The organism is Amycolatopsis sp. 2-15, from assembly GCF_030285625.1.
Classification (GTDB): domain Bacteria; phylum Actinomycetota; class Actinomycetes; order Mycobacteriales; family Pseudonocardiaceae; genus Amycolatopsis; species Amycolatopsis carbonis.
Map to the genome: position 1 here is coordinate 7,860,198 of NZ_CP127294.1, position 20,668 is coordinate 7,880,865.

Sequence of the window (20,668 nt, forward strand, 5' to 3'; positions counted from 1 at the left end):
GGTCGGGCTCCCATCATTCGTCGGCGGCAGCGGTGGCTGCCGGAGAGGCTTCGGCCGCCGGGTGGCGGCGGCGCACCAGCAGGCGCCCCAGCCCCGCGAAACCGTTGGGCGACACCAACAGCACGAGGGCGAGGACGCCGCCGAGGACGATCTTGTCGACATCACCGCCGAACGAGGCGAGCTGCTGCTGCGCGGTGATCAGCGCGGCCCCGATGAGCGGGCCGAGCAGCTGGCGGCGACCCGGCAGGATCACGGCGGTGAGCATGAACAGCAGGAACGACGCCGACAGCAGGTCGGGGCTGACGTAGCTGCGCTGGAACGCGTACAGCCAGCCGGCGAGCGCGCTGATCGGTGCCGACACGACGAACACCAGCACCCGCGTGCGGCGCACGTCGACACCCATCGTGGTCGCCAGGCCCGGGTTCATCTGGGTCATGAGCGCGTTGGCCCCGAGCCGGGACCGGCGGAACCGCGCGATGAAGAAGATCACGACCACGAGCAGGACATAGGCGATCGGCCAGATGTCCACGTCGGTCCGGGCGACGTAGCTGCCGCCGATCGCCGGCAGCGTCAGCAACGGGACGCCGACGATGCCGTCGGACCCGCCGAGACCGCCCACATTGGACACCACGGTGAGCCCGATGATCGCGGTCGCGTACGTCACTAGCGAGAACACGAACTCCCGCGTGCGCAACGTCGCCAGGCCCACGAGCAGCGCCAGCAGAGCCGCTATCGCCAGGGACACCAGCAGCGATGGCAGCGGCCCCCAGCCGGATTTCACCGTGAAGTACGCCGTGGCGTAGGCGCCGGCCGCCCAGAAGAGCGTGTGCCCGAGGCTCACCTCGCCGAGATAGGACAGCACGACGTCGGCGCCATAGGACATCATCGCGAAGATCGCCACGAGCACACACGTCGTGTAGATACGGGTGGAGCCGCCGAGCAGGGTGGGCAGCAGGAACCCCGCCACGGCCAGCACCAGCCAGCCGGTGACCCGGGTTCCCGGTCCCGGCCGCCGCGAGCGTCCCGCGGCGCCGTCGGAGGTCGTGGTCCCCGCCGGGGCTCGCCCGGCGCGCACTGCGTTCGTCATCGGGCGGTCAACCCCTGAGGTCGGACGATCAGGACCACGAGCAGCACGGCGAAAGCCGCGGCCGTGGAGTAGGCCGGCGAGACGTAGGCGCCGAAGAAGGCGGTGAACACGCCGAGCCCCAGGCCCACGAACAGGCCACCGGTCAGGTAGCCGATGCCGGCGAGCACCACCACGAGGAACGTGATCACCAGCTGGTCGAACCCGATCGAGGTGAGGATAGGGCTGCGCGGTGCCACCACCGCGCCGGCGAGCGCGGCGCACGCGGCGGAGAACACGAACACGCCCAGGTACACCTTGGCCGCGTCGATGCCGTACAGCTGCGCCAGCTTCGGATCTTCCGCGACACCCCGTACGAGGCGCCCGATGTTGGTACGCCCGAGCACGAACCACGTGACGCCGTAGAGCGCGAAGGCGAGGATCACGATGAGCAGATCCTGCCCGGTGAAGCGCGCCGAGCCGATCGACATCCCCGCGTTCTGGAACGGGCTGTCGATGACCTGCGGGTTGCCGCCGAACAGCAGCGAACCGCCGCCTTCGAGCAGGTAGCCGAACGCGAGCGTCACCAGCATCAGGCTGACGATGTTCTGGTCGAGCGTGAGCCGCCGCATCAGCAGCTGCATGATCCCGCCGAGCACCGCGACCGCGACCACGGCGACCGGGATCGCCGCCAGGTAGGGCAGCCCTGCCTTCGTGATCACCAGGAAGGTGAGGAACGCGCCGATCATGTACAGCTGGCCGTGGGCGAAGTTCACCAGGCGAGCGGCGCCGAGCAGCACGGTCCAGCCGACCGCGAGCAGGGCGTAGCCGGCGCCGAGCGCGAGTCCGTTGACGAGTTGCGCGAGGATCACGACCGGCCCAGCCTTCCCAGGTAGGCGGAGACGATCCGGTCGTCGTCCCGCATCTCGGTGCACGGGCCCGCACCGACGACCTGCCCCTGCTCCAGCAGATACAGCCGGTCCGCGACCTCGAGCGTCGCGCGCACGTTCTGTTCGACCAGCAGCACCGACAGCCCACTGGTGACGAGCTCCCGGATGTGTTCGAGCACCTCGACGACGAGCCGCGGCGCGAGCCCGACGGACGGCTCGTCGAGGATCAGCAGCCGCGGCGCCGCGCGCAGCGCCCGCCCGATGGCCACCATCTGCCGCTCGCCGCCGCTCAGCGTCGAGCACCGTGCGTGGGCCCGGGCGGGCAGTTGCGGGAACACGTCGTAGACGTCCGAGACCTCGTAACGCCGGCCGGAGGCTTCGCGCGGCGGCCGGACCATGCGGAGGTTCTCCTCCACCGTCATGCGCTCGAACACGCTCTTGCCCTCGGGCACGAGCACCACGCCGAGCTTCGTGCGCTTGTGCGCCGGCAAGGTGGCGATGTCGTGGCCGCCGAGGCGGATCGCGCCCGTGGCGCTCACCTTGCCCCGGGACCACCCGGCGACGGCGTTGACCAGGGTGCTCTTGCCCGCGCCGTTGGCACCGGCCACGGCGACGAGCTCGCCGTCGGAGACGGTCAGGTCCACTCCGGACAGCGCGGTGCTGCGCCCGTAGCGCACGCGCAGGTCGTCGACTTCCAGCAGCGCCGTCATGCCGCCCTGCCCAGGTACGCCTCGAGTTACCGCGGGGTCCCGCTGCACTTGTTCCGGCTCGCCGTAGGCGATCGGCTCACCGCGATCGATCACCAGGAGCCGGTTGACGATCTCCATCACCAGGTCCATGTGGTGCTCGATGAGCACTACGGCGAGGCCGCGGTCACGCAGCTGCAGCAACAGTTCCGCGAGGTTGTGCATGTCCTCGCCGCCGACGCCGGCGGCCGGTTCGTCGACGAGCAGCACCTTCGCGCCGGCGCCGTAGGCGAACACGATCGACAGGCACCGCTGCAGCCCGTACGGGATGTTGTCGGGGTACATCCCGTGGTAGCGGGCCGGGATCCCGAAGTCCGTGAGCAGGTCCGCGGCCGCGGCGCGGGTGCGGGACCGCTGCTTGGCTTCGCGCCACGGCGTGAACACGCTGCCGGCGAGCGGCACCCCGTTCTCCACCGCGAACGTGGCGGCCGCGTTGTCCAGCACAGACAGTCCACTGTAGAAGGAGTTCTGCTGGAAGGTGCGGCGCAGGCCGCGCCGGGAGAGCCGGTGCGTGGGCACGGAATCGACGTTCGAGCCGTACAGCTCGACGGTGCCGGTGCGGCGCACGGTGTTGGTCACCGCCGCGAAGCTCGAGCTCTTGCCCGCGCCGTTGGGCCCGATGATGCCGAGGATCTCACCGTCGGACACCGTCCAGGACACGTCGTTCAGCGCCTGCAAGCTGCCGTAGCGCACGCAGAGGTCCGCCACCCGCAGTGCGGGGACTTCCGAGTCCGATGAGGACATCGGCCTCACTGCTCCCAGATGGCGTCGGGGATCGGGATCTCGTCGAGCACGGCCACCTTGCCGCCCTTGACGGTGAAGGCGTACACCTTCGTCTTGAGCTGGCCCTTGGCGGTGAAAGAGACGTCGCCGAGGACGGTGCCGGTGAAGCTCTGGCCGTGGATCGCGGCCGCGACCTTTTCGCGGTCGGTGCCGCCGGCCTTATCGACCGCTTTCGCCCACACGTCCACGCTTTCGGCCCCGAGCGCGGCGTACTTGTCGGGCAGCTGCCCGGTCTTCGCGGAGAAGGCCTTCACGAACTCGGTGTTGACCTGGTTGGCGTTGAAGGGCGCCACATCGGGGAAGTACAGGTCCGCCGACAGCAGCCCGTCGACCTTCGCGCCACCGGCCAGGCCGACGACCTTCGGCGAAACCGTGCCCAGCGCGGCGAAGTGGGGCGCCGGCATGCCGGATTCCGCGTACTGGTCCGCGAGCGCCGGCATGCCGGAGGACTCGGCGGCGTTGGCGGAGAAGACCACGTCGGGGTTGGCGCCGGCCAGCTGCGACAGCGGCACGCGGAAATCGGTCCCGGCGTAGTCGAACTTCTGCTGGCTGACCACCTGGATACCTTCGGCCTGCAGCTGCTTGCCGAGGAACGAGCCGGCGTCGTTGCCGTAGGCGTCATTCTCCAGCAGCATCGCCACGCGCTTGGCCTTGAGGTCCTTCGCGAGGTACTGGGCCGCGGCGTAGGCGCCGGCCGCGTTGCCCGCGTTCATCCGCACCGCGTCGGGATCCGCGTGGCCGATGATCGACGCGTTCTGCGGAATCGAGGTGACGTTGAGGACGCCTCCGCGCACCAGTACCGGCTGGATGGCGAGCGTGACCGGGCTGTTCCAGCCGCCCATCACGACCGCGACCCCGTCGTTGACCATCGAGGTGGCGGCGCTGACCCCGGTCGCCGGGTCGCTCTTGTCGTCCTTCGAAACGATCTGCAGCTGCCTGCCGCTCACGCCCCCGGCCTTGTTGATCAGGTCGGCCTTGGTGGTGATCGCGTCGAGCACGTCCTTGCCGTTGGGGCCGGCGGGGCCGCTCAGCGGCACGATCACACCGATCTTGATCGGACCGGACCCGCTGTCGCCCGCGCTGGGTGAGGACGAGCTCGCGCCCGTGTTCGCACAGCCGGCCAGCAGGACCGCCAGGCCCAGCACGGGGAACAACCTTGTCCGTTTCACGCCAGCCTCCAGCTTCGACCTCGTTGTCGCCATACTTCAGCGTATGTAGAGCAGAAGGTATGCGGCGGATAATCTGGCGTCAAGAGCCATTTAGTCGGCGGTTATGGCTCTACATAAGGAAAAATGATCATCTTTGGCGGTTGACCGACCTACATACGCACGCGTATGTTTTGCCTCGGACATACGCCGGGGTACGTCTCTCGGCACTCCTGTTCCCGACTGCGTTCCCCAGTGAGGAGACCCAGGTGGCCGACGACGACCAGGCGGTGCGCTACGACGTGGGCGACCACGTCGCGATGATCACGATCGACCGCCCGTCCGCGCGCAACGCACTGAGCACCGACGTCCTGCGCGGACTGTGCGCCGGGCTCGACCGCGCGGAGGCGGACGACGAGATCCGCGCCGTCGTCCTCACCGGCGGAGAGAAGATCTTCGCCTCCGGCGCCGACATCCGGGAGCTGCGCACCACCTCACCCGCCGGCTACCTGCAGTCCGAACGCCTCGCCGCGTGGGCGCGGTTCGGGCGCTTCCCCAAGCCTTCGATCGCGGCCGTCGCCGGATACGCGCTCGGCGGCGGCTGCGAACTGGCGATGTCGTGCGATTTCATCGTCGCGGCCGACTCGGCGACGTTCGGGCAGCCGGAGATCCGGCTCGGCATCCTGCCCGGCGCGGGCGGCACCCAACGCTGGGCCCGCGTGGCCGGCCGCTTTCGCGCGGCGGAGCTCGTGCTGGCCGCACGCACGGTCGATGCCTGGACTGCTCGCGAATACGGGCTGGTGGCCCGGGTCGTGCCCGCGGAGCGGGTCGTCGCGGCCGGTGTCGCGCTGGCCGGCGAGGTCGCGGCGTTCGGCCCGGTCGCGACGCGCCTGTCCAAGGCGGCCGTGCGCGCGTCGGAGGAGCTGCCGCTGGCCGGCGGCCTGGAACACGAGCGGGCGCTGCTCGGCACGCTTCTGTCCACAGAGGACCATTTCGAGGGAATCGACGCCTTTCTGGAGAAGCGCTCGGCGCGCTTCACCGGACGATGAGGAGGCCGGCACCGATGAGCGAGTTCGCGACCCTGGAGTTCGAAGACCCCGGTGCCGGTGGGCGACTGGGCGACGAAGTCCGCGCCGCGCTGGCCCGCGAGGTCCGGGGCTGGCGCCGCGCGACGCCGGGCGCGGTCCTGCTGCGGGTGTACGGCGACGCGTGGCACCACGCCCCGGACGTGGCGTCGGCCCGGCTCGACCGCGACCGGGTCGATGCCGGGTACCAGTCGCTCGTCAAGGATCTGTTCGGCCTGGCGTACCCGGTCGTCGTCGCGCTCGACGGGCAGGTGAGCGGGTTCGGGCTGGCGCTCGCGCTCGCCGCCGACGTCCGGCTCGCCACCGCCCGCACGACGCTGTCGGTGGGCGACCTCAAGGCCGCCGCGCTGCTGGGTGGCACCGGCTGGCTGGTCGGCCGGACCTGCGGCACCGGGACGTTCGCCCAGCTGGCTTGGACCGGCGAGACGCTGTCGGCCGACGAGGCGGCCCGCCGCGGCCTCCTCGGACCCGGCGACGCCGAGGCGGCGCGCGCGCTGGCACAGCGGCTCGCGGCCGACCCGGCCGGCTCGTCGGCGCTCAAGCGCGCGCTCAGCACGCGCCAGCGAAGTGAGCTCGAAACGGTGCTGGACTACGAGGCCTGGCTGGCCGACGTCGCCGCGGGCGGCGCCGGATGAGCGAGGGAGAACTCTTTCCCGAACCCGGCTGGGCCGGTGCGTCGGGCCACGTCGCACTGCCTGAGGCGGCCCCCGGCTCGGTCGCCGACCGGCTGCTCGTCGCGGAGACCATCGCGCGCTACGGCTGGGCCTACGACGAGCGAGACCGCGCGGCGCTGGCCGCCTGTTTCACCCCCGACGGCGTGTGGCAGGGCATCATCATGGGCCGCGACCACGTCGAGCCGATCCACGGAGCCGACGCCATCGCCGCCTGGCTCGCCGGCTTCTGGCCGGCCCAGATCGACCAGCGGCGCCACGTCTTCAGCAACATCGTGGTCGGCGAACCCGACGGCGGCGAAGTGCTCGCCTATGCCTACCTCGTCCTGCTGAGCAGCCACGACCGCACGACCACCCCGGTGTCCGCCGGTCCGTATCGCTTCACGCTGCGCCGGACCGACCGCGGCCTGTGGCGCATCGCGCGGCTGGCAGCCGGGTTCGACGCGCCGTTCTGACCGTCAGCGTGCTGCCGGGCGGATGACCTCCAGCGCCTGCGATGCCGGGACCAGCACCGGGTTCGTGTGCTCGCGCGGCCACAGCAGGTGGAGCTCGACGGACGGGTCGGGGCGGCCGCCGAGCTCGGCCCAGGCCACACCGTCGATGGTCATGCGAGTGGCGGACGCGGGGACGAAGGCGATGGCCTGGCGAGCGGCGACCAGCCAGACCATGGTCTGGATCTGTCACCGGGCGGCCGAGGGTGGCCAGCCGATGCCGAGCGGGCACGCAGAGCACCAGTGGTTCACGGTGGACGAGCCGCGAGGCGAAGGCGTCGGTGTCGAAGGCCGGGCGGGCCAGACCGAGGTCGATCTCGTCGCGGGCGAGGGCGTCTAGCCAGTCGTTGGTGACCATTTCGGACAGTTCGACGTGCCCTTCGGGCAGCGTTTCGTCCAGCGCCGCGAGCACCTGGTCGCCCAGCTCTGCCACGAGTGGGGCCTCACGTGGGGCTCGCACTCGAACAACCACTTCGACGTCTCCCTCACGATGTTCACCCACGTCGCCGCGGCGGCCCCGGGCACCATGACGGCCATCGACACCCACTGGATCTGGCAAGACGGCCGGCGCCTGACCACCGCCCGTTCCCCATCGAAGGCGGGGAGATCGCGATGCCGACACGGCCGGGGTTGGGCGTGGAGCTGGATCCGGAGCAGGTGGAGCTCGCGCACGAGCAGTATCTGGCACACGGGCTGGGCCGGCGCGACGACGCGGTGGCGATGCGGTACCTGCGGTCGGGATGGACGTTCGATCCGAAGAAACCGTGCCTCGTGGCGCGGTGAGATGCGTCGAGACGGTGGCCGCGGCTTCCGGCACCGACCGTGGCCGGCTCTTCCGGCGGCCTACGGAAGGCGGCCCGAAGCCGAGATCATCGGAGAGGTAGCCAGATCGAGGCCGCCGGACGTGACGTTGGCCAGGTGCCGGTCGATCTCGGCGTCCGTCGCCAGGCCGGCGGCGACGAGGTCGCCGCGGATCTGGCGGACGGTCGCGGCTTCCAGGGCGGTGCAGGCGGGCGAGGTGATCGGGAAGTACGCGTCGGAGGTGACGTCGGTGAGTCCGGCTTCGCGCAGGACGCGCGGGAGGGTGCGGCCGTAGGCGAGGTCGGCGCCGCGCGAGGCGAGGAGCTCGCGGAAGGCGCGGCGCAGGCGGTTGGCCAGCGCCTCGTCCGGGCCGCGTTCGTCGAGGCAGATCAGGGGTTGCAGCGCCGGGTCGGCGTCTTCCAGCAGGAGGCGGCCGCCGGGGCGCAGGGCGGCGACCAGGGTGCGCAGGGCGCGTTCGCGGTCGGGCACGTGGACCAGGACCAGGCGGGCGTGGACGAGGTCGAAGCCGCCGGGCGGGGGTGCGTCGAGGCCGACGTCGTGGCGACTGATTTCGACGACGTCGCTCGCGGCGGTGGTGGCCCAGGACGTGTCGAGGTCGGTGGCGAGCACGTGGCCGCTCGGGCCGACGCGGTCGGCGAGCCAGGTCACCACCGAGGGGCCGCCGGCGCCGACTTCCCAGCACCGCCAGCCCGGGGCGAGGCCCAGGTCGTCGAGGTGCCGGAACGTCGACGCGTCGAACAGCGCGCTGAGCGCGTCGAAGCGCGAGCCCGCTTCCGGTTGGGCGTTGTCGAGGAGGTAACCCTCGTCCGGGGAGGTCATGGCGGTGATTGTGCACCGTGCGACAGACCGCAGACGCGCTCGGCGGTACCCCCGAAAATCGCCGAGCGTTCGGCCGCGGTCAGGTGCGCGGTGAGGGCGTCGGCGACCGAATAGACCTCGCCGTAGGTGCCGGCGAGCAGGCACACCGGCCAGTCCGAGCCGTACATCAGCCGCGCCGGGCCGAACGACGACAGCGCGACGTCGGCGTACGGGCGCAGGTCCGCGACTGTCCACTGTGGCCACGAGGCTTCCGTGACCAGGCCGGAAAGCTTGGCCACGACATTCGGCTCACGGGCCAGCGAACGCAGCCGGGAAGCCCACGGCTCCGTCTCCCCCGACGCGATCGGCGGCTTGCCCAGGTGGTCGAGCACGAACGTCAGCTCGGGTACCGCCCGCACGGCCTCGAGCGCCGCGTCGAACTGGTCCGGGCGGATCAGCAGGTCGAACGTCAAACCCGCGGCGGCGACCACGCGCAGGCCGGCGCGGACGTCCGGCCGGCACAGCCACCGCGAGTCCGGTTCGGACTGCACGCCGTGGCGGAGGCCGACCAGCCGCGTGCCGCGCAAGCGCGCCAGGTCGAGCTCCGGCGTCGTCAGGTCGGCCCACCCGACGACGCCGGCCACCAGCGGATCCGACAGCGCGAGCAGCTGCTCCGTCTCCGCCGCCGACCCGACGGCCTGCACGAGCACGGTGCACGTGACCCGGGTGCCGAGCGTCGCCAGGCGCAGGTCGCGCACGGTGAACGGGCGGCGGATCGGCGCCGGCGCCGGCTGGTCGAGCCACGGCTGCGGGTGCGCCGCCGGGTGCCGCAGGTGGTGGTGGGCGTCGACGTGGTTCAGAGCTCCTCCACGCGGAACGCCGTGCGGTAGGTGCGCGACTCCCCCCGGTTCCAGCCACGTCATGCTGCCGTCCGCCCGCGCGGCCGCCTCGCCGCCGACGTGGTGCGTCGACGGCTCCAGCCCCACCGCGTAGTTGCCTGCCCGCAGGTTGAGCCACTCGAAGAAGCACGGGAACTCGTCCTGAGACCAGTGCACGCTCACCGCGAGACCCAGCCGCTCGTTGACGATCGCCGCGGTGCCGCTGGTCAGCTCGTGTTCGTAAACCTGCTCCACGAACCCCGGGATCGGCGGCGGGAACACCAGGGGGTCCACCCCCTGCGAAGCCACGCTGTCCGACTGCCACACCGTGCGCTCGACCGGCGCGACGAACCGCGCGCCCTCGTCGAGCAGGGGCCAGCCGAGGTTGATGTGGTAGAGGAACATGTGCGGCATCGGCTCGAACGCCGGGTTGTGCACGGTGTCCACGAGCCGGATCTCATTGCCGCCCAGATCGGCCTCGATCCGCCGGGTGAGCGTGAGGTTCTCGCCGAACACCGCCGCCTGCCGCACGGCGCCCTCGGCCCACAGCACGCACCGGTCGCCCTCCCACGTCGAGCCGTAGCCGTGCAGCGAGGCCGGGATGTTGGCGACGCGCCCGTGCAACCCGTGCCGCACGGTCTCACGCGGTGGGTAGCGGTAGCCCGCGGACTCGACCGAGCCGCCGAACAGCGTGTGGTCGAGGCCGCCGGTCACCAGCAACCCGGTGAACGACCGCAGCCACGACAAGCCGTCCTCGTCGGCGTGCTCGTGCAGGCCGGGGTGCCGCACGCCGGTGCGCGAGTGCCAGCCGAACGCGCGCCCCGCGTGCTCGGCCGCGCCGAGGTCCATCGCCCGGTCGACGAGCACCTCGAACGCCAGCCCGCTGCCGGTGCGGAACTCCAGGGCGCGCACGCCGCGCTCGGCGCCGTCCGCGAGCGTCACCAGCCGCACGCCGCCCGCACCACCGCGGGGCCGCCAGCGCGCGCCGGTCGTGCGTCTGTCCATAAAGGTCGGTCATGTCATCACCCAGCCACCGTTGACTTCGATCGTCTGCCCGGTCACGAACGACGCGTCCGGGCCGGTCAGGAGCGCCACCACCGCGGCCAGCTCTCGGGCCGGCCCCGCCGCTTGAGCGCTTGCCGCTCCAGCACGAACGCCCGGTACGCCTCCGGGTCGTCGTGGATCTCCTCCGCCGCCGTGGGAAACGCTCCCGGCGACACACAGTTCACGCGGATCTCGTGCGGGCCCAGCTCCCGCGCGAGCGCCTTCGTCAACGCGGCCGCGGCGCCCTTCGTCGCCACGTACGCGGCGAGGTCGGACCAGCCGCCGTGCATCGTGATCGACGCGATGTTCACGATCGCGCCGCCGCCCGCGGCCACCATGCCGGGCGCCACCGCCTGCGCGGCGACCCAGTACGCCCGCTGGTTCACGGCGTGGACCTCGTCGTACTCGGCGAGCTCCACCTCCACGAACGGCCGGCTCGGGTACACGGCCGCGTTGTTGACCAGTACCCCGACGGGTCCGAGCTCGACGGCCGTCCGCTCGATCGCGGCCCGCAAGGCGTCGGCATCCCGCAGGTCGACGACGAGCGGCAGCACCTTCGACCCGGCCAGGCGCGCGGTCTCGGCGAGTGCGTCGGCGTCCCGGTCGAGCGCGGCGACAGCGTTGCCCCGCGAAGCCAGCCGCAGCACGGTCGCGCGGCCGAGCGCACCGCCGGCGCCGGTGACGAGTGCGGTGGTCATGCGTCCCTCCATTCGCGGTAGCGGACCACGAGCCGGTCGTGGACCCGGGGGGCGTGCGCGGCGAGCCCGTCGCGCAGCAGGCGGGAACCCTCGGCCTGGAACCGGATGTAGCCCGGCTTCCGGGGCCGCACCCACGCCCGTTCGAGCGTCGCGGCGGTGTCGGCGTGGAACCCGGGCGAAGTCCACGCGCGAAGGTCGGCCGGCTGCCCGCCGAACGCCGGGAACACCTCCGTCTGGACGTCGGCCGCGATCAGCCGCCGCGCGACCGCTCGTGCCTCGTCCGCGGGCGCCTTGCGCGACACGGCGAGACCGGTGCCGCCGAGCACGCTGCCGATCCCGGCCGGGCCGGCCGGTGCGTCCTGAAAGGACAGCAGCGGATAACCGGTGTAGCCGTACACCAGCGGGCAGTACCGCACCGGGTGCAGACCATGCGCCTGCTCGCGCAGGTCGCCGTCGGCGGTTCGGACCTGTTCGAATGCGCCCGCACCGCGGCTCGCATCGACCGCACGAGCACTGACGGCGAGGTCTGGCAGCGCGAGTGGAGCCGCACCGCCGAGGAGACCACCGCCGCCGGCGAAGCCGCCCTGGAGCGGGGTGACCTCACCACCGCGCGCCGCGTCCTGCAGCGCTCGTGCAGCTGCTGGCGTCACTCGGAGTTCTTCCGTGACAAGATTGTCGACGAGATTGTGACCGTCGTGCACACCTGATTCCCAGACCACCCGGCCCGCCGCCCGGACGGATGCGCGATCGCGCCCGCGCTGCCAAAGTGGATCATGACCGGACGAGAGGGGCTGAACGGCATGAGCGACCACCGACGCGCGGTGAACCGGTGGTGGCGCACCAAACCGGGCGCCTTGCCGGCGCAGCGAACCCCGCGGCCGGCACCGTTCGTAGTGGGTCTGCGCCGCACGTCCCCGGCGTGGTCGACGCGTCTCGACGAGGTGCTCGAGTTCAACGCGAGCCGCTGAAATGACTCCCGCGCGCCCGGCCGGGGAGGGGCGGGCGCGCGGGTCCCAGGCAGGTGCCGGGTTCAGCACTTGTCGGCGTAGAGGGTGATCACCGTGCCGGCAGGGACGGCCGTACCAGGCTTGGGGTCCTGTCCCGTCTGGCACCAGTTGCGGTCGAGGATCATGGCGCGGTGCTGCCCGGACGAGTCCACTTCCCGCAGGTTGTAGAGACCGGCGGCCTGCATCTTGTCCTGGGCGTCCTGGTGGTTCATGCCGGACACGTCGGGGACGGTGATCTCGGCCGGCGTCGTGGTCTCGGGAGGTTTTGTTTCGGACGTCGCCGGAGCACTCGCGGTTTCGGCGGTCGTGGCCGGCGTGCCGCTGGTGCCAGGCTGGGCGCCGCAGGCCGTGGCGAGCAGAACGAGGGCGGCTTTCCCGAGCTGGTTCACGATCCGTGGCCTTCCTCGTGGGTGCGCCTGCTGACCCAGCGTCACACATCCGCTCCCGGCCCACCGGCCGAAACCGGCGGATTCCTCCGCAGCGCGTCCAGCACGACCTGCACCGCCGCGCGCTGGGGCGAGCCGCGGCGCACGGCGGCGGTGATCGTGCGCGTCACCGGTGACGCGAGCTCGCGCGTCGTCACGCGGTAGCGGGGGTCGACGGCCAGGCCGGGCAGCAGGGTGATCGACAAGCCGGCCTCGACGTGTTGCAGGGCGAGCATGTAGTTGCTGAAGCGGCACACCGCGCGCGGCTCGAAACCCGACTGCCGGCACAGCCGCAGGGCCAGGTTGGCCATGTACGACTGCGGCAGGTCCAGCGACCACGGCTCGTCCGCGAAGGCCGCCAGGTCGACGGCGCCGCGGCGGGTCGCGGGGTGGTCGGGCGGCATGACCAGCAAGATCGGGTCGGTCGCGAGCGGCACGAGGTCCACGTCGGGGTCGAGCGGCTGCTCGACGAAGTCCGTGGTCGTGATGATGAGGTCCGCGTCGCCGACGCGCAGGGCGGGCATGCTCTCGTGCGGTTCCAGCTGCAGCACCTCGACCTGCAGGTCCGGGTGGGCCGCGGCCAGCCGAGTCACGGCGGGCACCGAGAGCGTGTGGACGGCGCTCTGGAACGCGCCCAGCCGCACCAGGCCGGCGGGTTCGTCGCCGAGGCCGCGCAGCTCCGACTCGACCGTGTCCATGTGGTCGAGGATCGCGCGAGCCCGGCGCGCGAGGATCAGCCCGGCCGGGGTCAGGCGGACATGGCGGCCGGTGCGTTCCAGCAGCTTGGTGCGCGTTTCGGTCTCCAGCACGGCGAGCTGCTGCGACACGCTCGACGCGCTCAGGTTCGACGCGCTCGCCACCGCGCGGATGGTGCCCAGGGTGTCGAGCCGGCTCAGCAGGCGCAGGCGCCAAGGGTTCAGCACTGCTTTATTGTGCACGGGCATTGTACGGTTCAGCCGAACAGAACGTCCGGAATTGTGAGCTGGACGTGTCGCTCGGCGCGGACCTACCGTCGGGGACATGGCTGCTCCGACCACTGTCCCGCTGTCCACCGAGACGTTCTGGACCGACGCCGAAGCCCACCTCGTGCGCTACGGCGGCGCGTTCACGCACGAGATCATCGAACGCGCCGCCGGCAGCTTCCTCCACACCGCCGACGGCCGGAAGATCCTCGACTTCACCTCCGGCCAGATGAGCGCGATCCTCGGCCACTCGCACCCCGAGATCGTCGAGACCGTGCGGCGCCAGATCGGCACGCTCGACCACCTCTTCAGCGGCATGCTGAGCCACCCGGTCGTCGACCTCGCGCGGCGGCTGGCCGAGACGCTGCCGGCGCCACTGGAGAAGGCGCTGCTGCTGACCACCGGCGCCGAGTCGAACGAGGCCGCGATCCGCATGGCGAAGCTCGTCACGGGCCGGCACGAGATCGTGTCGTTCGCGCGCTCGTGGCACGGCATGACGCAGGCCGCCGCCTCCGCGACCTACAGCGCCGGGCGCAAGGGCTACGGCCCCGCGACCCCGGGCAACTTCGCCATCCCCGCGCCCAACACCTACCGCCCCGACTTCACGCACGCCGACGGCACGCTCGACTGGCGCCGGCAGCTCGACTTCTCGTTCGACCTGATCGACGCGCAGTCGGTCGGCAGTCTCGCCGCGTGCCTGGTGGAACCGATCCTCAGCTCCGGCGGGATCATCGAGCCGCCGCCGGGGTATTTCGCGGCGCTGCGGGAGAAGTGCCGCGAACGCGGGATGCTGCTGATCCTCGACGAGGCGCAGACCGGCCTGTGCCGCACTGGCACGTGGTACGCGTTCGAGCGCGACGGCATCGTGCCGGACATCCTGACGGTGTCCAAGACGCTCGGCGCCGGGCTGCCGCTCGCGGCCGTGCTGACCAGCGCGGAGATCGAGCAGGAGGCGCACGAACGCGGGTTCCTGTTCTTCACCACGCACGTCTCCGACCCGCTCGTGGCCGCCGTCGGCAACACCGTGCTCGACGTGCTGACCCGCGACCGGCTCGACGAACGCGCCCGCACGCTCGGCGCGTTCCTCCGAAGCGGGCTCGAAGAGATCGCCGGGCGCCACGAGGTAGTCGGCGACATCCGCGGCCGCGGGCTGCTGGCCGGTCTGGAGCTCGTGGTGGATCGCACCACCAAGGAAAGTTCGGACGCGCTGGGCGCCCTCGTCACGCGGCGCTGCCTGGAACTGGGGCTGCACATGAACATCGTGCAGATGCCGGGCATGGGCGGCGTCTTCCGGATCGCGCCGCCGCTGACGGCGACCGAGGAGGAGATCTCGCTCGGACTGTCCATTCTGGACGAAGCCATCGGCGACGCGCGCGCCGCCCTGTAGACTGGTGTGAGTGCCGGTGCGCCGCCGGCACTCACACCCCTGCGCCTTACGACCGCTGCTCCGGCGGCACGTACTCGAAGGTCGGCCCCGCCGTCGTTTTCCCGTCGCCGGTGGGCATCTTCATGAGCGCCTGGGCCTGCGCCTTCAGCTGCAACATCACGCCGACGGTCGCGCCCAGCCCGCCCGGGTCGCCGGTGAAGGCCTCCTCCAGCAGGTACAGCAGCAGGCAGTAGGTGTTGTTGAACTCCACCTGCGCCCGGCGGATCGGGCTGTCCTCCGGGTAGTCGGCCGTGCTCGGGTTGCGGTGCATGGGCAGCACGCCGTCGAAGTCGACCTTGATCTCCTCGCCCGTCGGGCCGCTCTGCGGGGTGTCGCCCTCGGCGTAGCGGCGGCCGTTCTTGAGCTCCTGGAAGCGGTAGAAGTGGGCGACCTCGTCGCGGTCGGGGTGGAAGACGTCGCGATCGCCGTCCCACACCTCGGTGCGCGCGGCGCCCTCGCCCTGCTCCACGATCTCCGCGAGCGCGGCCAGCGCGGAATCCAGGTCGTGCACCGGAATCACGCTGCCGCCGCCGCTGCGGAGGTGCAGCTCGCCGATCTGGCGCGTCGGGTCGCCGGAGAACACAGCCTCCTGCCCCAGCTCTTCGCACAGCTTCTTCAGCCCGGCCCGCACGGCGGCGTAGAACTGCCCGATCGTCACGTACCTGTCGGCCTGCGGCGGCGCGTCGGCCGACTCGGGCTGCTCGATCCGCAGGAACAGCTCCAGCGCCTCCGCGCCGAACGGCACGAGGTGAACCTGCAACGACGCGTCCCCGTGGGGCAGCGGGTGCGGGTACGCGGGCAGCAGCTCCGGTGTGTCGAGTTTCGGCTCACCGCCCACGGCGTTGAGCAGGTTCGCCGCGAGCGCCAGGTGCAGCATCTCCTCGGCCAGCACGCTGCCGACGACCTGCGCCGCCTCGGCGTTGCGGCCTGGGCCGAGCGAATACAGCGCGCACAGGTACGGCGGGATCGTCGCGTGCTCGAGCTCGATCGCCCACTGCAGGTGGCGGCGGAGCTCGGCCACGCTGTCGATGGCGGTGACGGGGGCGGCACTGGTGTCCATCTTGGCCTCTCGTCTCGGCGGATCGCGAGTGCGGTTCGCGAGGCAGGACAAGACGGCCGGCGGATCTGTGACAGCTACGGTGTCGAGAGTGTTTCGCGAAGTGTTCGCGGCGAAGGTTCAGAGCAGTTGCCAGTCGGTCCAGACTCCGTCGTGCCACCGCCAGCGGTGACACAGACCGTCGTGGGACTGCTCGAGGTGGCCCGCGCCCACGCTGCCGCACGTCACGTCGGAGACGGGGCCGGGGAACTCACCGGGTGCCAGGATTCCCGGCGGGATCCGGGGCGGTAGCGGCAGCCCACCAGGGAGCCGTCGTCCCGCGCGACGAGGAGGTCCTGACCGCCCCCGCTGGGCAGGGCCGGCGGTCACGGTCACCACGCGGCCGGGCACGTCCATCCGCGTCCACTCCGACCACTGTCCAGGGGCTTGGCTGAACGAGGACCGAATCGTCGGCGAGTTCCTGGCACGACACCGGAAACCGTAGCGCTCGGCGACTTCATTCGAGGCCCGCGCGGTCCGGTGTGAACGCCACGCCGTGCACCCGCTCCACCGCCTGCGTCCAAAGTGGATCGCCGGGGTCCGCCGGGAACCCGAGCCTCGGCCCGATCTTCGCCCACGCGCGGGGGTGCAGACCGCGGTACTCCCGCAGTATCCCGTCGAGCTCGCGGGTTTCGAGGAGCCTCCGCGCGGGCTCCCGCCACCGGTAGCCTCCGCACCGCACCTCGATCGGCTTCGCCACCTCGAGGTTCCGGTACCACTGCGGCACCCCACCCCATGCCGCGACGACCGTCAGCTCCGGCAACTCGCGCCGGTGCCGCACGACCTCGACCACGACCTCGCGGCGGTCACCGGACACGCGGCCCCGGTGCGCGAGGTAGAGCAGCCGGTACCCGAAGATCCGCCCGAACCCCCAGCGGTACAAGGGGATCGGCGCTCGCAGCAGCCGCCGCAGCAGCCCCGTCGGCGGACGGTCGGTCACGGGCATGGGGCCCTCCCCGGTATTTGTTTCCCCAGCGGAGCCTACTGTTCTCGCCGGAGTGGCACCGGGTGAATCCGCCGCCCCACGGAGAAACGTGGCGAGCGCTACCGCGCCGTGATGCGTCGACGGGATTCCGGTACGACCGCGGGATCAGCCACCGTGGTGAACCGTTCGCGTTCTCTAGGTGCCCGAAAGGCCCCGGCTACCGCTCGACAAGCTCGCCGCCGCGGCGGCGACGGCCGCGATCACGTGCGTCAGACCGTCCGGCGTCAGGCGGAAGGACGGAAGCGAGACGTTCACCGCGGCGATGGGGGCGCCCTGGAAGCCGAGGACCGGGGCGGCGACGGCGGTAAGGCCGACCTCGTACTCCTCGGCGGACACGACGTAGCCGGCTCGATGTTCCTGACGCAGCCGCTTCAGGACGGCGCCCACGGTGCGCGGCGCTTTGCCGATGCCCGGCAGCGGGCCCGAAAGGATCTCCGCGACCTCATCGGCGTCCAGGCCCAGCAGGAGAGCGCGGCCGCTCGACGTGCAGTTCAGCGGGCTGGTTCGCCCGACCCACTCGCGGGCCTGGATGCCACGCCCGGACACCTCGCTGAGCACCGTCAGGGCCGAAGCACCCTCGCGCACTGTGAGATACGCCGCTTCGCCCAGGTCGCGAGTGAGGCCGCGCAGCACCTTCGCGGCGTTGTGCCGCAGGCGGTTGTCGGTGCCGGCGGCGGCGAGGGCGAAGACGCGCCAGCCCAGGGCGTATTCGAGGGTCCGCGGGTCGCGCTCGACGAAACCCTCCTCCGACAGCGCCTTCAACGTGCGGGAGACCTGCGTCTTCTCCGTACCGATCTCGTCGGCGACGGCTTGCACGCCGAGAGGCCTCGAGCCCAGCGCGGTGAGCACTTTCAGGGCCCGGTGGACGCTGGTGAGACTGTCGTTGGCCATCCCACCATGGTCAGGCCGGCGTGCGCGGAGCGCAACTCTCGTTGCTGAATACCCACGGTCGTGCCTAGCGTGGTGACCATGTGCGGAATCGTCGCGTGGTTTTCCTCCTCCCCCGGCCCGGAACTCCCCGAAACAGGGCGGGAAATGCTGAACCGGATCGTCCACCGTGGACCGGACGAAAGCGGCCAGGCACCGGTCGGCGACAAGACCTGGTTGGGGCACAACCGGTTGTCGATCGTCGGCCTGGCGGACGGGGCCCAGCCGCTGGCCGGGCCGCGCGGCTGGGCGATGGTGTGCAACGGCGAGATCTACAACGACGCCCAGCTACGGAAAAGCCTGCGCCAGTACCGGTTCGGCACGGGGTCGGACAACGAATCGGCACTCGCCCTCCTCGCGGAGCACGGCCCCCAGGCGCTCGACCGGTTGCAGGGCATGTGGGCGCTGTGCGCCGCGACACCCGACGGCCGGTTCGTCGCCGCCCGCGATCGGCTCGGCATCAAACCGCTGTACTGGGCCGAAACGGACGGCACCGTGCTGTTCGCCTCGGAGATGCGCGCCTTCCCGATCGAGGTCCAGCCCCTTGTGGCGGCGTTCCCCCCGGGCTGCTGGTGGACGCCGGAAGACGGCCTGGTCCGGTTCGCCGAAGCCGTGACCCCGGCCGAGGTGGACGCGCGGGACACGGAACGGCGGACCCGCGAAGTCCTCGTCGACTCCGTCCTGCGCCACCTCATGGCCGACGTCGAGGTCGGGGTCTTCCTCTCCGGCGGTCTCGACTCGAGCGTCGTCGCCGCCGTCGCCGCGCAGGAGTACGCGCGCCGCGGCGCGCGGCTGAAGACGTTCTCGGTCGGCACCGAGGACTCCCCCGACCTCGCGGCCGCGCGCGAGGTCGCGCGGTTCCTCGGCACCGACCACCACGAGGCCGTCTTCGACACGGCCCAGGCCATCGACGTGGTGGACGACGTGGTCGCCTCCGTCGAATCGTTCGACGCGGGGCTGATCCGCAGCGCCGTGCCGAACTGGTTCCTCGCCGAGCTGGCGTCGCGCCACGTGAAAGCGGTGCTGACCGGCGAAGGCGCCGACGAGCTCTTCGCCGGCTACGGCTATTACCACGAGCAGCACCCCGCGCCGGGCGCGTTGCGGCGGGAGCTGGTGCGTACCGTGGGCCTGCTGCACGGCCTCAACCTGCAGCGGTGCGATCGCGTGACGATGGCCCACGGCCTCGAGGCCCGCGTGCCGTTCCTCGACACCGCCGTGGTCACCCACGCGATGTCACTCCCGGACGAGGTGAAGGTGCTCGGCCCGGACGGCGTCGAGAAGAGCCACCTGCGCCGCGCTTTCACCGGCTGGCTGCCCGGCTCGATCCTGTGGCGCCGGAAGCTGGAGTTCGGCAGCGGCAGCGGCGCCGAGGACTTGCTGACTCCGTACTGGGAACGCCGCGTGAGCGACGCCGACCTCTCCGCGAACCGCGACGCGCAGGTGCGGTCCAAAGAGGAACTCTCGTACTACCGCGCGTTCCGGCGTGCGCTGCCGCGGATCCGGCCGCGTTCCGTCCTCACGCGCTTCGCCGTGGCCTAGGCCGCGCGCGGTTCGATCCGCGTCCCGCGCGGGACCGTGACCGACAGGAGGTCACTGGGGGCGTCGAGCTCGAGGCGGTGCCACCGTCCACACGGGACGATCGCCGCGGTTCCCGGGGTGAGTGTGGCCGGGGTGTCGTCGTCGCGGAGGTACAGGCGGAAGCCGCCGGTGAGGCAGCAGACGAGCTCGTCGGCGGCGGCGTGGATTTCCCAGTGGTCGGAGTGGACGTCGGCGTCGGTGGCGGCGTGGAAGGTCATCAGGTGCCAGTCGTCGGGCTCGCTGTCAGTCGGCGAGGCCGCGACGGAGGGCGGCGGCGAGTTCGGCGATCTGGCGCTGCGACACCTCGGCGGACAGGATCGCCTGCGAGCCGTGGAAGGTGCCGGGCCACTGGTGCAGCTCGGCGGACACGCCCGATTGCAGCAGGCGCAGCGCGTACGTGATGCCCTCGTCGCGAAGCGGGTCGAACTCGGCGGTGGCGACGTAGGCGGGCGGCAGGCCCGAGAGGTCGGCCGCCCGCGCGGGGGCGGCGTAGGGCGTGCCGGGAGTGTCGCCGAGGTAGTGGCGCCAGGTCGCGGCGAGTTTGTCGCGTGTCATCCACGGCGTGTCGGTGAAGGTGCGCGCCGACCAGGTGTCCTGGCGGTCGTCGAGCTCGGGCTGGTTGAGCAGCTGGAAGCGGATCGTCGGCCCGTGCTCGTCGCGGGCCCGCAGCGCGAGGGCGGCGGCGATCCCGGCGCCCGCGCTGTGTCCGCCGACGGCGATGCGGGCCGGGTCGAGGCCGAGCTCCGTCGCGTTCTTCGCGGCCCAGGTCAGCGCCGCGTACGCGTCGTCCACGGCGGCCGGGAAGGGGTGTTCCGGAGCCCGCCGGTAGCCGACGGAGATCACCACGGCGCCGGCGCCGTCGGCGACGCGCGCGGCCCACGGGTGCTCCGTGTCGAGGTCGCCCATGACGAAGCCGCCGCCGTGCAGCCAGATGACCGCGCCGTGGGCCTGCCGCGGCCGGTACACGCGCACGGGGACGCCGCCGTCGACGGTGTGGTCCTCGATCGTGAGGCCCGAGGTGTCGGGCGGCGGCGCGGAGGCGGACAGGCCGGCGAGCTTCTCGCGGGCGGTGACCGGATCGTCCAGGTCGGCGGGCGGGAACAGCGGGAGGAAGGCTTCGAGTTCCGGGTTCATGCCGACGATCCTGC

General features: G+C 71.7%; 24 protein-coding genes and 1 pseudogene. 8 read left to right on the top strand and 17 right to left on the bottom strand.

From position 1 onward, the window contains the following. Positions 1–13 precede the first annotated feature (13 nt). The 4 genes from QRX50_RS38890 to QRX50_RS38905 are packed head-to-tail and all read right to left on the bottom strand — an operon-like array spanning position 14 to position 4,651. A complete protein-coding gene (locus tag QRX50_RS38890) occupies positions 14–1,087 on the bottom strand; it encodes a branched-chain amino acid ABC transporter permease (protein ID WP_285968058.1) in 1,074 nt (357 codons plus the stop codon). Continuing rightward, positions 1,084–1,935: a branched-chain amino acid ABC transporter permease gene (locus QRX50_RS38895; protein WP_285968059.1), complete on the bottom strand. Its 852-nt coding sequence runs from the start codon at positions 1,933–1,935 to the stop codon at positions 1,084–1,086. The genes QRX50_RS38890 and QRX50_RS38895 overlap by 4 nt, the downstream gene beginning before the upstream one ends. After that, a complete protein-coding gene (locus tag QRX50_RS38900; RefSeq protein WP_285968060.1) occupies positions 1,932–3,443 on the bottom strand; it encodes an ATP-binding cassette domain-containing protein in 1,512 nt (503 codons plus the stop codon). The genes QRX50_RS38895 and QRX50_RS38900 overlap by 4 nt, the downstream gene beginning before the upstream one ends. Before the next feature lie 5 nt (positions 3,444–3,448). Further along, entirely contained in the window at positions 3,449–4,651 is a 1,203-nt protein-coding gene (locus tag QRX50_RS38905) for an ABC transporter substrate-binding protein (RefSeq protein WP_285968061.1), read from the bottom strand. 245 nt (positions 4,652–4,896) lie between these two features. Here QRX50_RS38905 and QRX50_RS38910 point away from each other — a divergent pair, with 245 nt between their 5' ends. Genes QRX50_RS38910 through QRX50_RS38920 form a run of 3 tightly spaced genes read left to right on the top strand, consistent with a single transcriptional unit; the run spans position 4,897 to position 6,838 of the window. Then, a complete protein-coding gene (locus QRX50_RS38910) occupies positions 4,897–5,676 on the top strand; it encodes an enoyl-CoA hydratase/isomerase family protein (RefSeq protein ID WP_285968062.1) in 780 nt (259 codons plus the stop codon). Positions 5,677–5,690: 14 nt separating this feature from the next. Next, positions 5,691–6,347, top strand: a complete 657-nt coding sequence (locus QRX50_RS38915) for an enoyl-CoA hydratase/isomerase family protein (protein WP_285968063.1) — start codon at positions 5,691–5,693, stop codon at positions 6,345–6,347. Then, a complete protein-coding gene (locus QRX50_RS38920; protein ID WP_285968064.1) occupies positions 6,344–6,838 on the top strand; it encodes a nuclear transport factor 2 family protein in 495 nt (164 codons plus the stop codon). The genes QRX50_RS38915 and QRX50_RS38920 overlap by 4 nt, the downstream gene beginning before the upstream one ends. A gap of 3 nt (positions 6,839–6,841) precedes the next feature. Here the strand turns inward: QRX50_RS38920 and QRX50_RS38925 are convergent, their stop codons facing one another. Both QRX50_RS38925 and QRX50_RS50105 read right to left on the bottom strand, forming a co-directional pair. Further along, complete coding sequence (locus QRX50_RS38925; RefSeq protein ID WP_285968065.1) at positions 6,842–6,991, bottom strand: hypothetical protein; 150 nt, start codon at positions 6,989–6,991, stop codon at positions 6,842–6,844. A 130-nt stretch (positions 6,992–7,121) separates the two neighbouring features. Further along, positions 7,122–7,232, bottom strand: a pseudogene (locus QRX50_RS50105) (LysR family transcriptional regulator); the annotation flags it as partial. Positions 7,233–7,486: 254 nt separating this feature from the next. Between QRX50_RS50105 and QRX50_RS38935 the strand changes: the two are divergent. Then, a complete protein-coding gene (locus QRX50_RS38935; protein ID WP_285968067.1) occupies positions 7,487–7,657 on the top strand; it encodes a hypothetical protein in 171 nt (56 codons plus the stop codon). Positions 7,658–7,717: 60 nt separating this feature from the next. Here QRX50_RS38935 and QRX50_RS38940 read toward each other — a convergent pair whose 3' ends face one another. From QRX50_RS38940 to QRX50_RS38960, 4 genes are all read right to left on the bottom strand, one after another. Next, a complete protein-coding gene (locus tag QRX50_RS38940; RefSeq protein ID WP_285968068.1) occupies positions 7,718–8,515 on the bottom strand; it encodes a methyltransferase domain-containing protein in 798 nt (265 codons plus the stop codon). Beyond that, complete coding sequence (locus tag QRX50_RS50110; RefSeq protein WP_353074045.1) at positions 8,512–10,377, bottom strand: DUF4432 family protein; 1,866 nt, start codon at positions 10,375–10,377, stop codon at positions 8,512–8,514. The genes QRX50_RS38940 and QRX50_RS50110 overlap by 4 nt, the downstream gene beginning before the upstream one ends. A 77-nt stretch (positions 10,378–10,454) precedes the next feature. Next, the gene (locus tag QRX50_RS38955; protein WP_285968069.1) at positions 10,455–11,114 is read right to left on the bottom strand and encodes an SDR family NAD(P)-dependent oxidoreductase; all 660 of its coding nucleotides are present in this window, start codon (positions 11,112–11,114) and stop codon (positions 10,455–10,457) included. Then, positions 11,111–11,530 (bottom strand): type 2 periplasmic-binding domain-containing protein, encoded by a 420-nt coding sequence (locus tag QRX50_RS38960; RefSeq protein WP_285968070.1) that lies wholly within the window; start codon positions 11,528–11,530, stop codon positions 11,111–11,113. The genes QRX50_RS38955 and QRX50_RS38960 overlap by 4 nt, the downstream gene beginning before the upstream one ends. A 12-nt stretch (positions 11,531–11,542) precedes the next feature. On the opposite strand from QRX50_RS38960, the gene QRX50_RS38965 reads away from it, so the two are divergent. Further along, entirely contained in the window at positions 11,543–11,821 is a 279-nt protein-coding gene (locus QRX50_RS38965) for a hypothetical protein (protein ID WP_285968071.1), read from the top strand. Positions 11,822–11,887: 66 nt separating this feature from the next. Beyond that, positions 11,888–12,082: a hypothetical protein gene (locus QRX50_RS38970; protein ID WP_285968072.1), complete on the top strand. Its 195-nt coding sequence runs from the start codon at positions 11,888–11,890 to the stop codon at positions 12,080–12,082. A 62-nt stretch (positions 12,083–12,144) separates the two neighbouring features. Here QRX50_RS38970 and QRX50_RS38975 read toward each other — a convergent pair whose 3' ends face one another. Both QRX50_RS38975 and QRX50_RS38980 read right to left on the bottom strand, forming a co-directional pair. Further along, positions 12,145–12,510, bottom strand: a complete 366-nt coding sequence (locus QRX50_RS38975; RefSeq protein ID WP_285968073.1) for a PASTA domain-containing protein — start codon at positions 12,508–12,510, stop codon at positions 12,145–12,147. Positions 12,511–12,551: 41 nt separating this feature from the next. After that, positions 12,552–13,469, bottom strand: a complete 918-nt coding sequence (locus tag QRX50_RS38980; protein ID WP_285968074.1) for a LysR family transcriptional regulator — start codon at positions 13,467–13,469, stop codon at positions 12,552–12,554. Positions 13,470–13,566: 97 nt separating this feature from the next. On the opposite strand from QRX50_RS38980, the gene QRX50_RS38985 reads away from it, so the two are divergent. Further along, positions 13,567–14,895, top strand: coding sequence for an aspartate aminotransferase family protein (locus QRX50_RS38985; RefSeq protein WP_285968075.1), 1,329 nt, complete (start codon positions 13,567–13,569; stop codon positions 14,893–14,895). A 46-nt stretch (positions 14,896–14,941) separates the two neighbouring features. On the opposite strand, the gene QRX50_RS38990 is transcribed toward QRX50_RS38985, so the two are convergent. From QRX50_RS38990 to QRX50_RS39000, 3 genes are all read right to left on the bottom strand, one after another. Beyond that, complete coding sequence (locus QRX50_RS38990) at positions 14,942–15,994, bottom strand: ferritin-like domain-containing protein (protein ID WP_285968076.1); 1,053 nt, start codon at positions 15,992–15,994, stop codon at positions 14,942–14,944. A 493-nt stretch (positions 15,995–16,487) separates the two neighbouring features. Then, the gene (locus tag QRX50_RS38995; protein WP_285968077.1) at positions 16,488–16,976 is read right to left on the bottom strand and encodes a nitroreductase family deazaflavin-dependent oxidoreductase; all 489 of its coding nucleotides are present in this window, start codon (positions 16,974–16,976) and stop codon (positions 16,488–16,490) included. Between the two features lie 174 nt (positions 16,977–17,150). Beyond that, a complete protein-coding gene (locus QRX50_RS39000) occupies positions 17,151–17,906 on the bottom strand; it encodes an IclR family transcriptional regulator (protein ID WP_285968078.1) in 756 nt (251 codons plus the stop codon). Between the two features lie 78 nt (positions 17,907–17,984). On the opposite strand from QRX50_RS39000, the gene asnB reads away from it, so the two are divergent. Beyond that, the gene (asnB, locus tag QRX50_RS39005; RefSeq protein WP_285968079.1) at positions 17,985–19,481 is read left to right on the top strand and encodes an asparagine synthase (glutamine-hydrolyzing); all 1,497 of its coding nucleotides are present in this window, start codon (positions 17,985–17,987) and stop codon (positions 19,479–19,481) included. On the opposite strand, the gene QRX50_RS39010 is transcribed toward asnB, so the two are convergent. Both QRX50_RS39010 and QRX50_RS39015 read right to left on the bottom strand, forming a co-directional pair. Next, entirely contained in the window at positions 19,478–19,738 is a 261-nt protein-coding gene (locus QRX50_RS39010) for a cupin domain-containing protein (protein WP_285968080.1), read from the bottom strand. The genes asnB and QRX50_RS39010 overlap by 4 nt on opposite strands. Positions 19,739–19,763: 25 nt before the next feature. Next, entirely contained in the window at positions 19,764–20,654 is an 891-nt protein-coding gene (locus tag QRX50_RS39015; RefSeq protein WP_285968081.1) for an alpha/beta hydrolase, read from the bottom strand. Positions 20,655–20,668: the final 14 nt, after the last annotated feature.

Excerpts from the sequence above, each read along its gene's own strand:
- QRX50_RS38915 (WP_285968063.1), top strand. The coding sequence starts at position 5,691 with ATGAGCGAGTTCGCGACCCTGGAGTTCGAAGACCCCGGTGCCGGTGGG.
- QRX50_RS38995 (WP_285968077.1), bottom strand. The coding sequence starts at position 16,976 with ATGCCCGTGACCGACCGTCCGCCGACGGGGCTGCTGCGGCGGCTGCTG.
- QRX50_RS38970 (WP_285968072.1), top strand. The coding sequence starts at position 11,888 with ATGACCGGACGAGAGGGGCTGAACGGCATGAGCGACCACCGACGCGCG.
- asnB (WP_285968079.1), top strand. The coding sequence starts at position 17,985 with ATGTGCGGAATCGTCGCGTGGTTTTCCTCCTCCCCCGGCCCGGAACTC.
- QRX50_RS38890 (WP_285968058.1), bottom strand. The coding sequence starts at position 1,087 with ATGACGAACGCAGTGCGCGCCGGGCGAGCCCCGGCGGGGACCACGACC.
- QRX50_RS38900 (WP_285968060.1), bottom strand. The coding sequence starts at position 3,443 with ATGTCCTCATCGGACTCGGAAGTCCCCGCACTGCGGGTGGCGGACCTC.
- QRX50_RS39010 (WP_285968080.1), bottom strand. The coding sequence starts at position 19,738 with ATGACCTTCCACGCCGCCACCGACGCCGACGTCCACTCCGACCACTGG.
- QRX50_RS38985 (WP_285968075.1), top strand. The coding sequence starts at position 13,567 with ATGGCTGCTCCGACCACTGTCCCGCTGTCCACCGAGACGTTCTGGACC.
- QRX50_RS38955 (WP_285968069.1), bottom strand. The coding sequence starts at position 11,114 with ATGACCACCGCACTCGTCACCGGCGCCGGCGGTGCGCTCGGCCGCGCG.
- QRX50_RS50110 (WP_353074045.1), bottom strand. The coding sequence starts at position 10,377 with ATGGACAGACGCACGACCGGCGCGCGCTGGCGGCCCCGCGGTGGTGCG.
- QRX50_RS38990 (WP_285968076.1), bottom strand. The coding sequence starts at position 15,994 with ATGGACACCAGTGCCGCCCCCGTCACCGCCATCGACAGCGTGGCCGAG.
- QRX50_RS38925 (WP_285968065.1), bottom strand. The coding sequence starts at position 6,991 with ATGACCATCGACGGTGTGGCCTGGGCCGAGCTCGGCGGCCGCCCCGAC.
- QRX50_RS38935 (WP_285968067.1), top strand. The coding sequence starts at position 7,487 with ATGCCGACACGGCCGGGGTTGGGCGTGGAGCTGGATCCGGAGCAGGTG.
- QRX50_RS38965 (WP_285968071.1), top strand. The coding sequence starts at position 11,543 with ATGCGCCTGCTCGCGCAGGTCGCCGTCGGCGGTTCGGACCTGTTCGAA.
- QRX50_RS38920 (WP_285968064.1), top strand. The coding sequence starts at position 6,344 with ATGAGCGAGGGAGAACTCTTTCCCGAACCCGGCTGGGCCGGTGCGTCG.
- QRX50_RS38940 (WP_285968068.1), bottom strand. The coding sequence starts at position 8,515 with ATGACCTCCCCGGACGAGGGTTACCTCCTCGACAACGCCCAACCGGAA.
- QRX50_RS39000 (WP_285968078.1), bottom strand. The coding sequence starts at position 17,906 with ATGGCCAACGACAGTCTCACCAGCGTCCACCGGGCCCTGAAAGTGCTC.
- QRX50_RS39015 (WP_285968081.1), bottom strand. The coding sequence starts at position 20,654 with ATGAACCCGGAACTCGAAGCCTTCCTCCCGCTGTTCCCGCCCGCCGAC.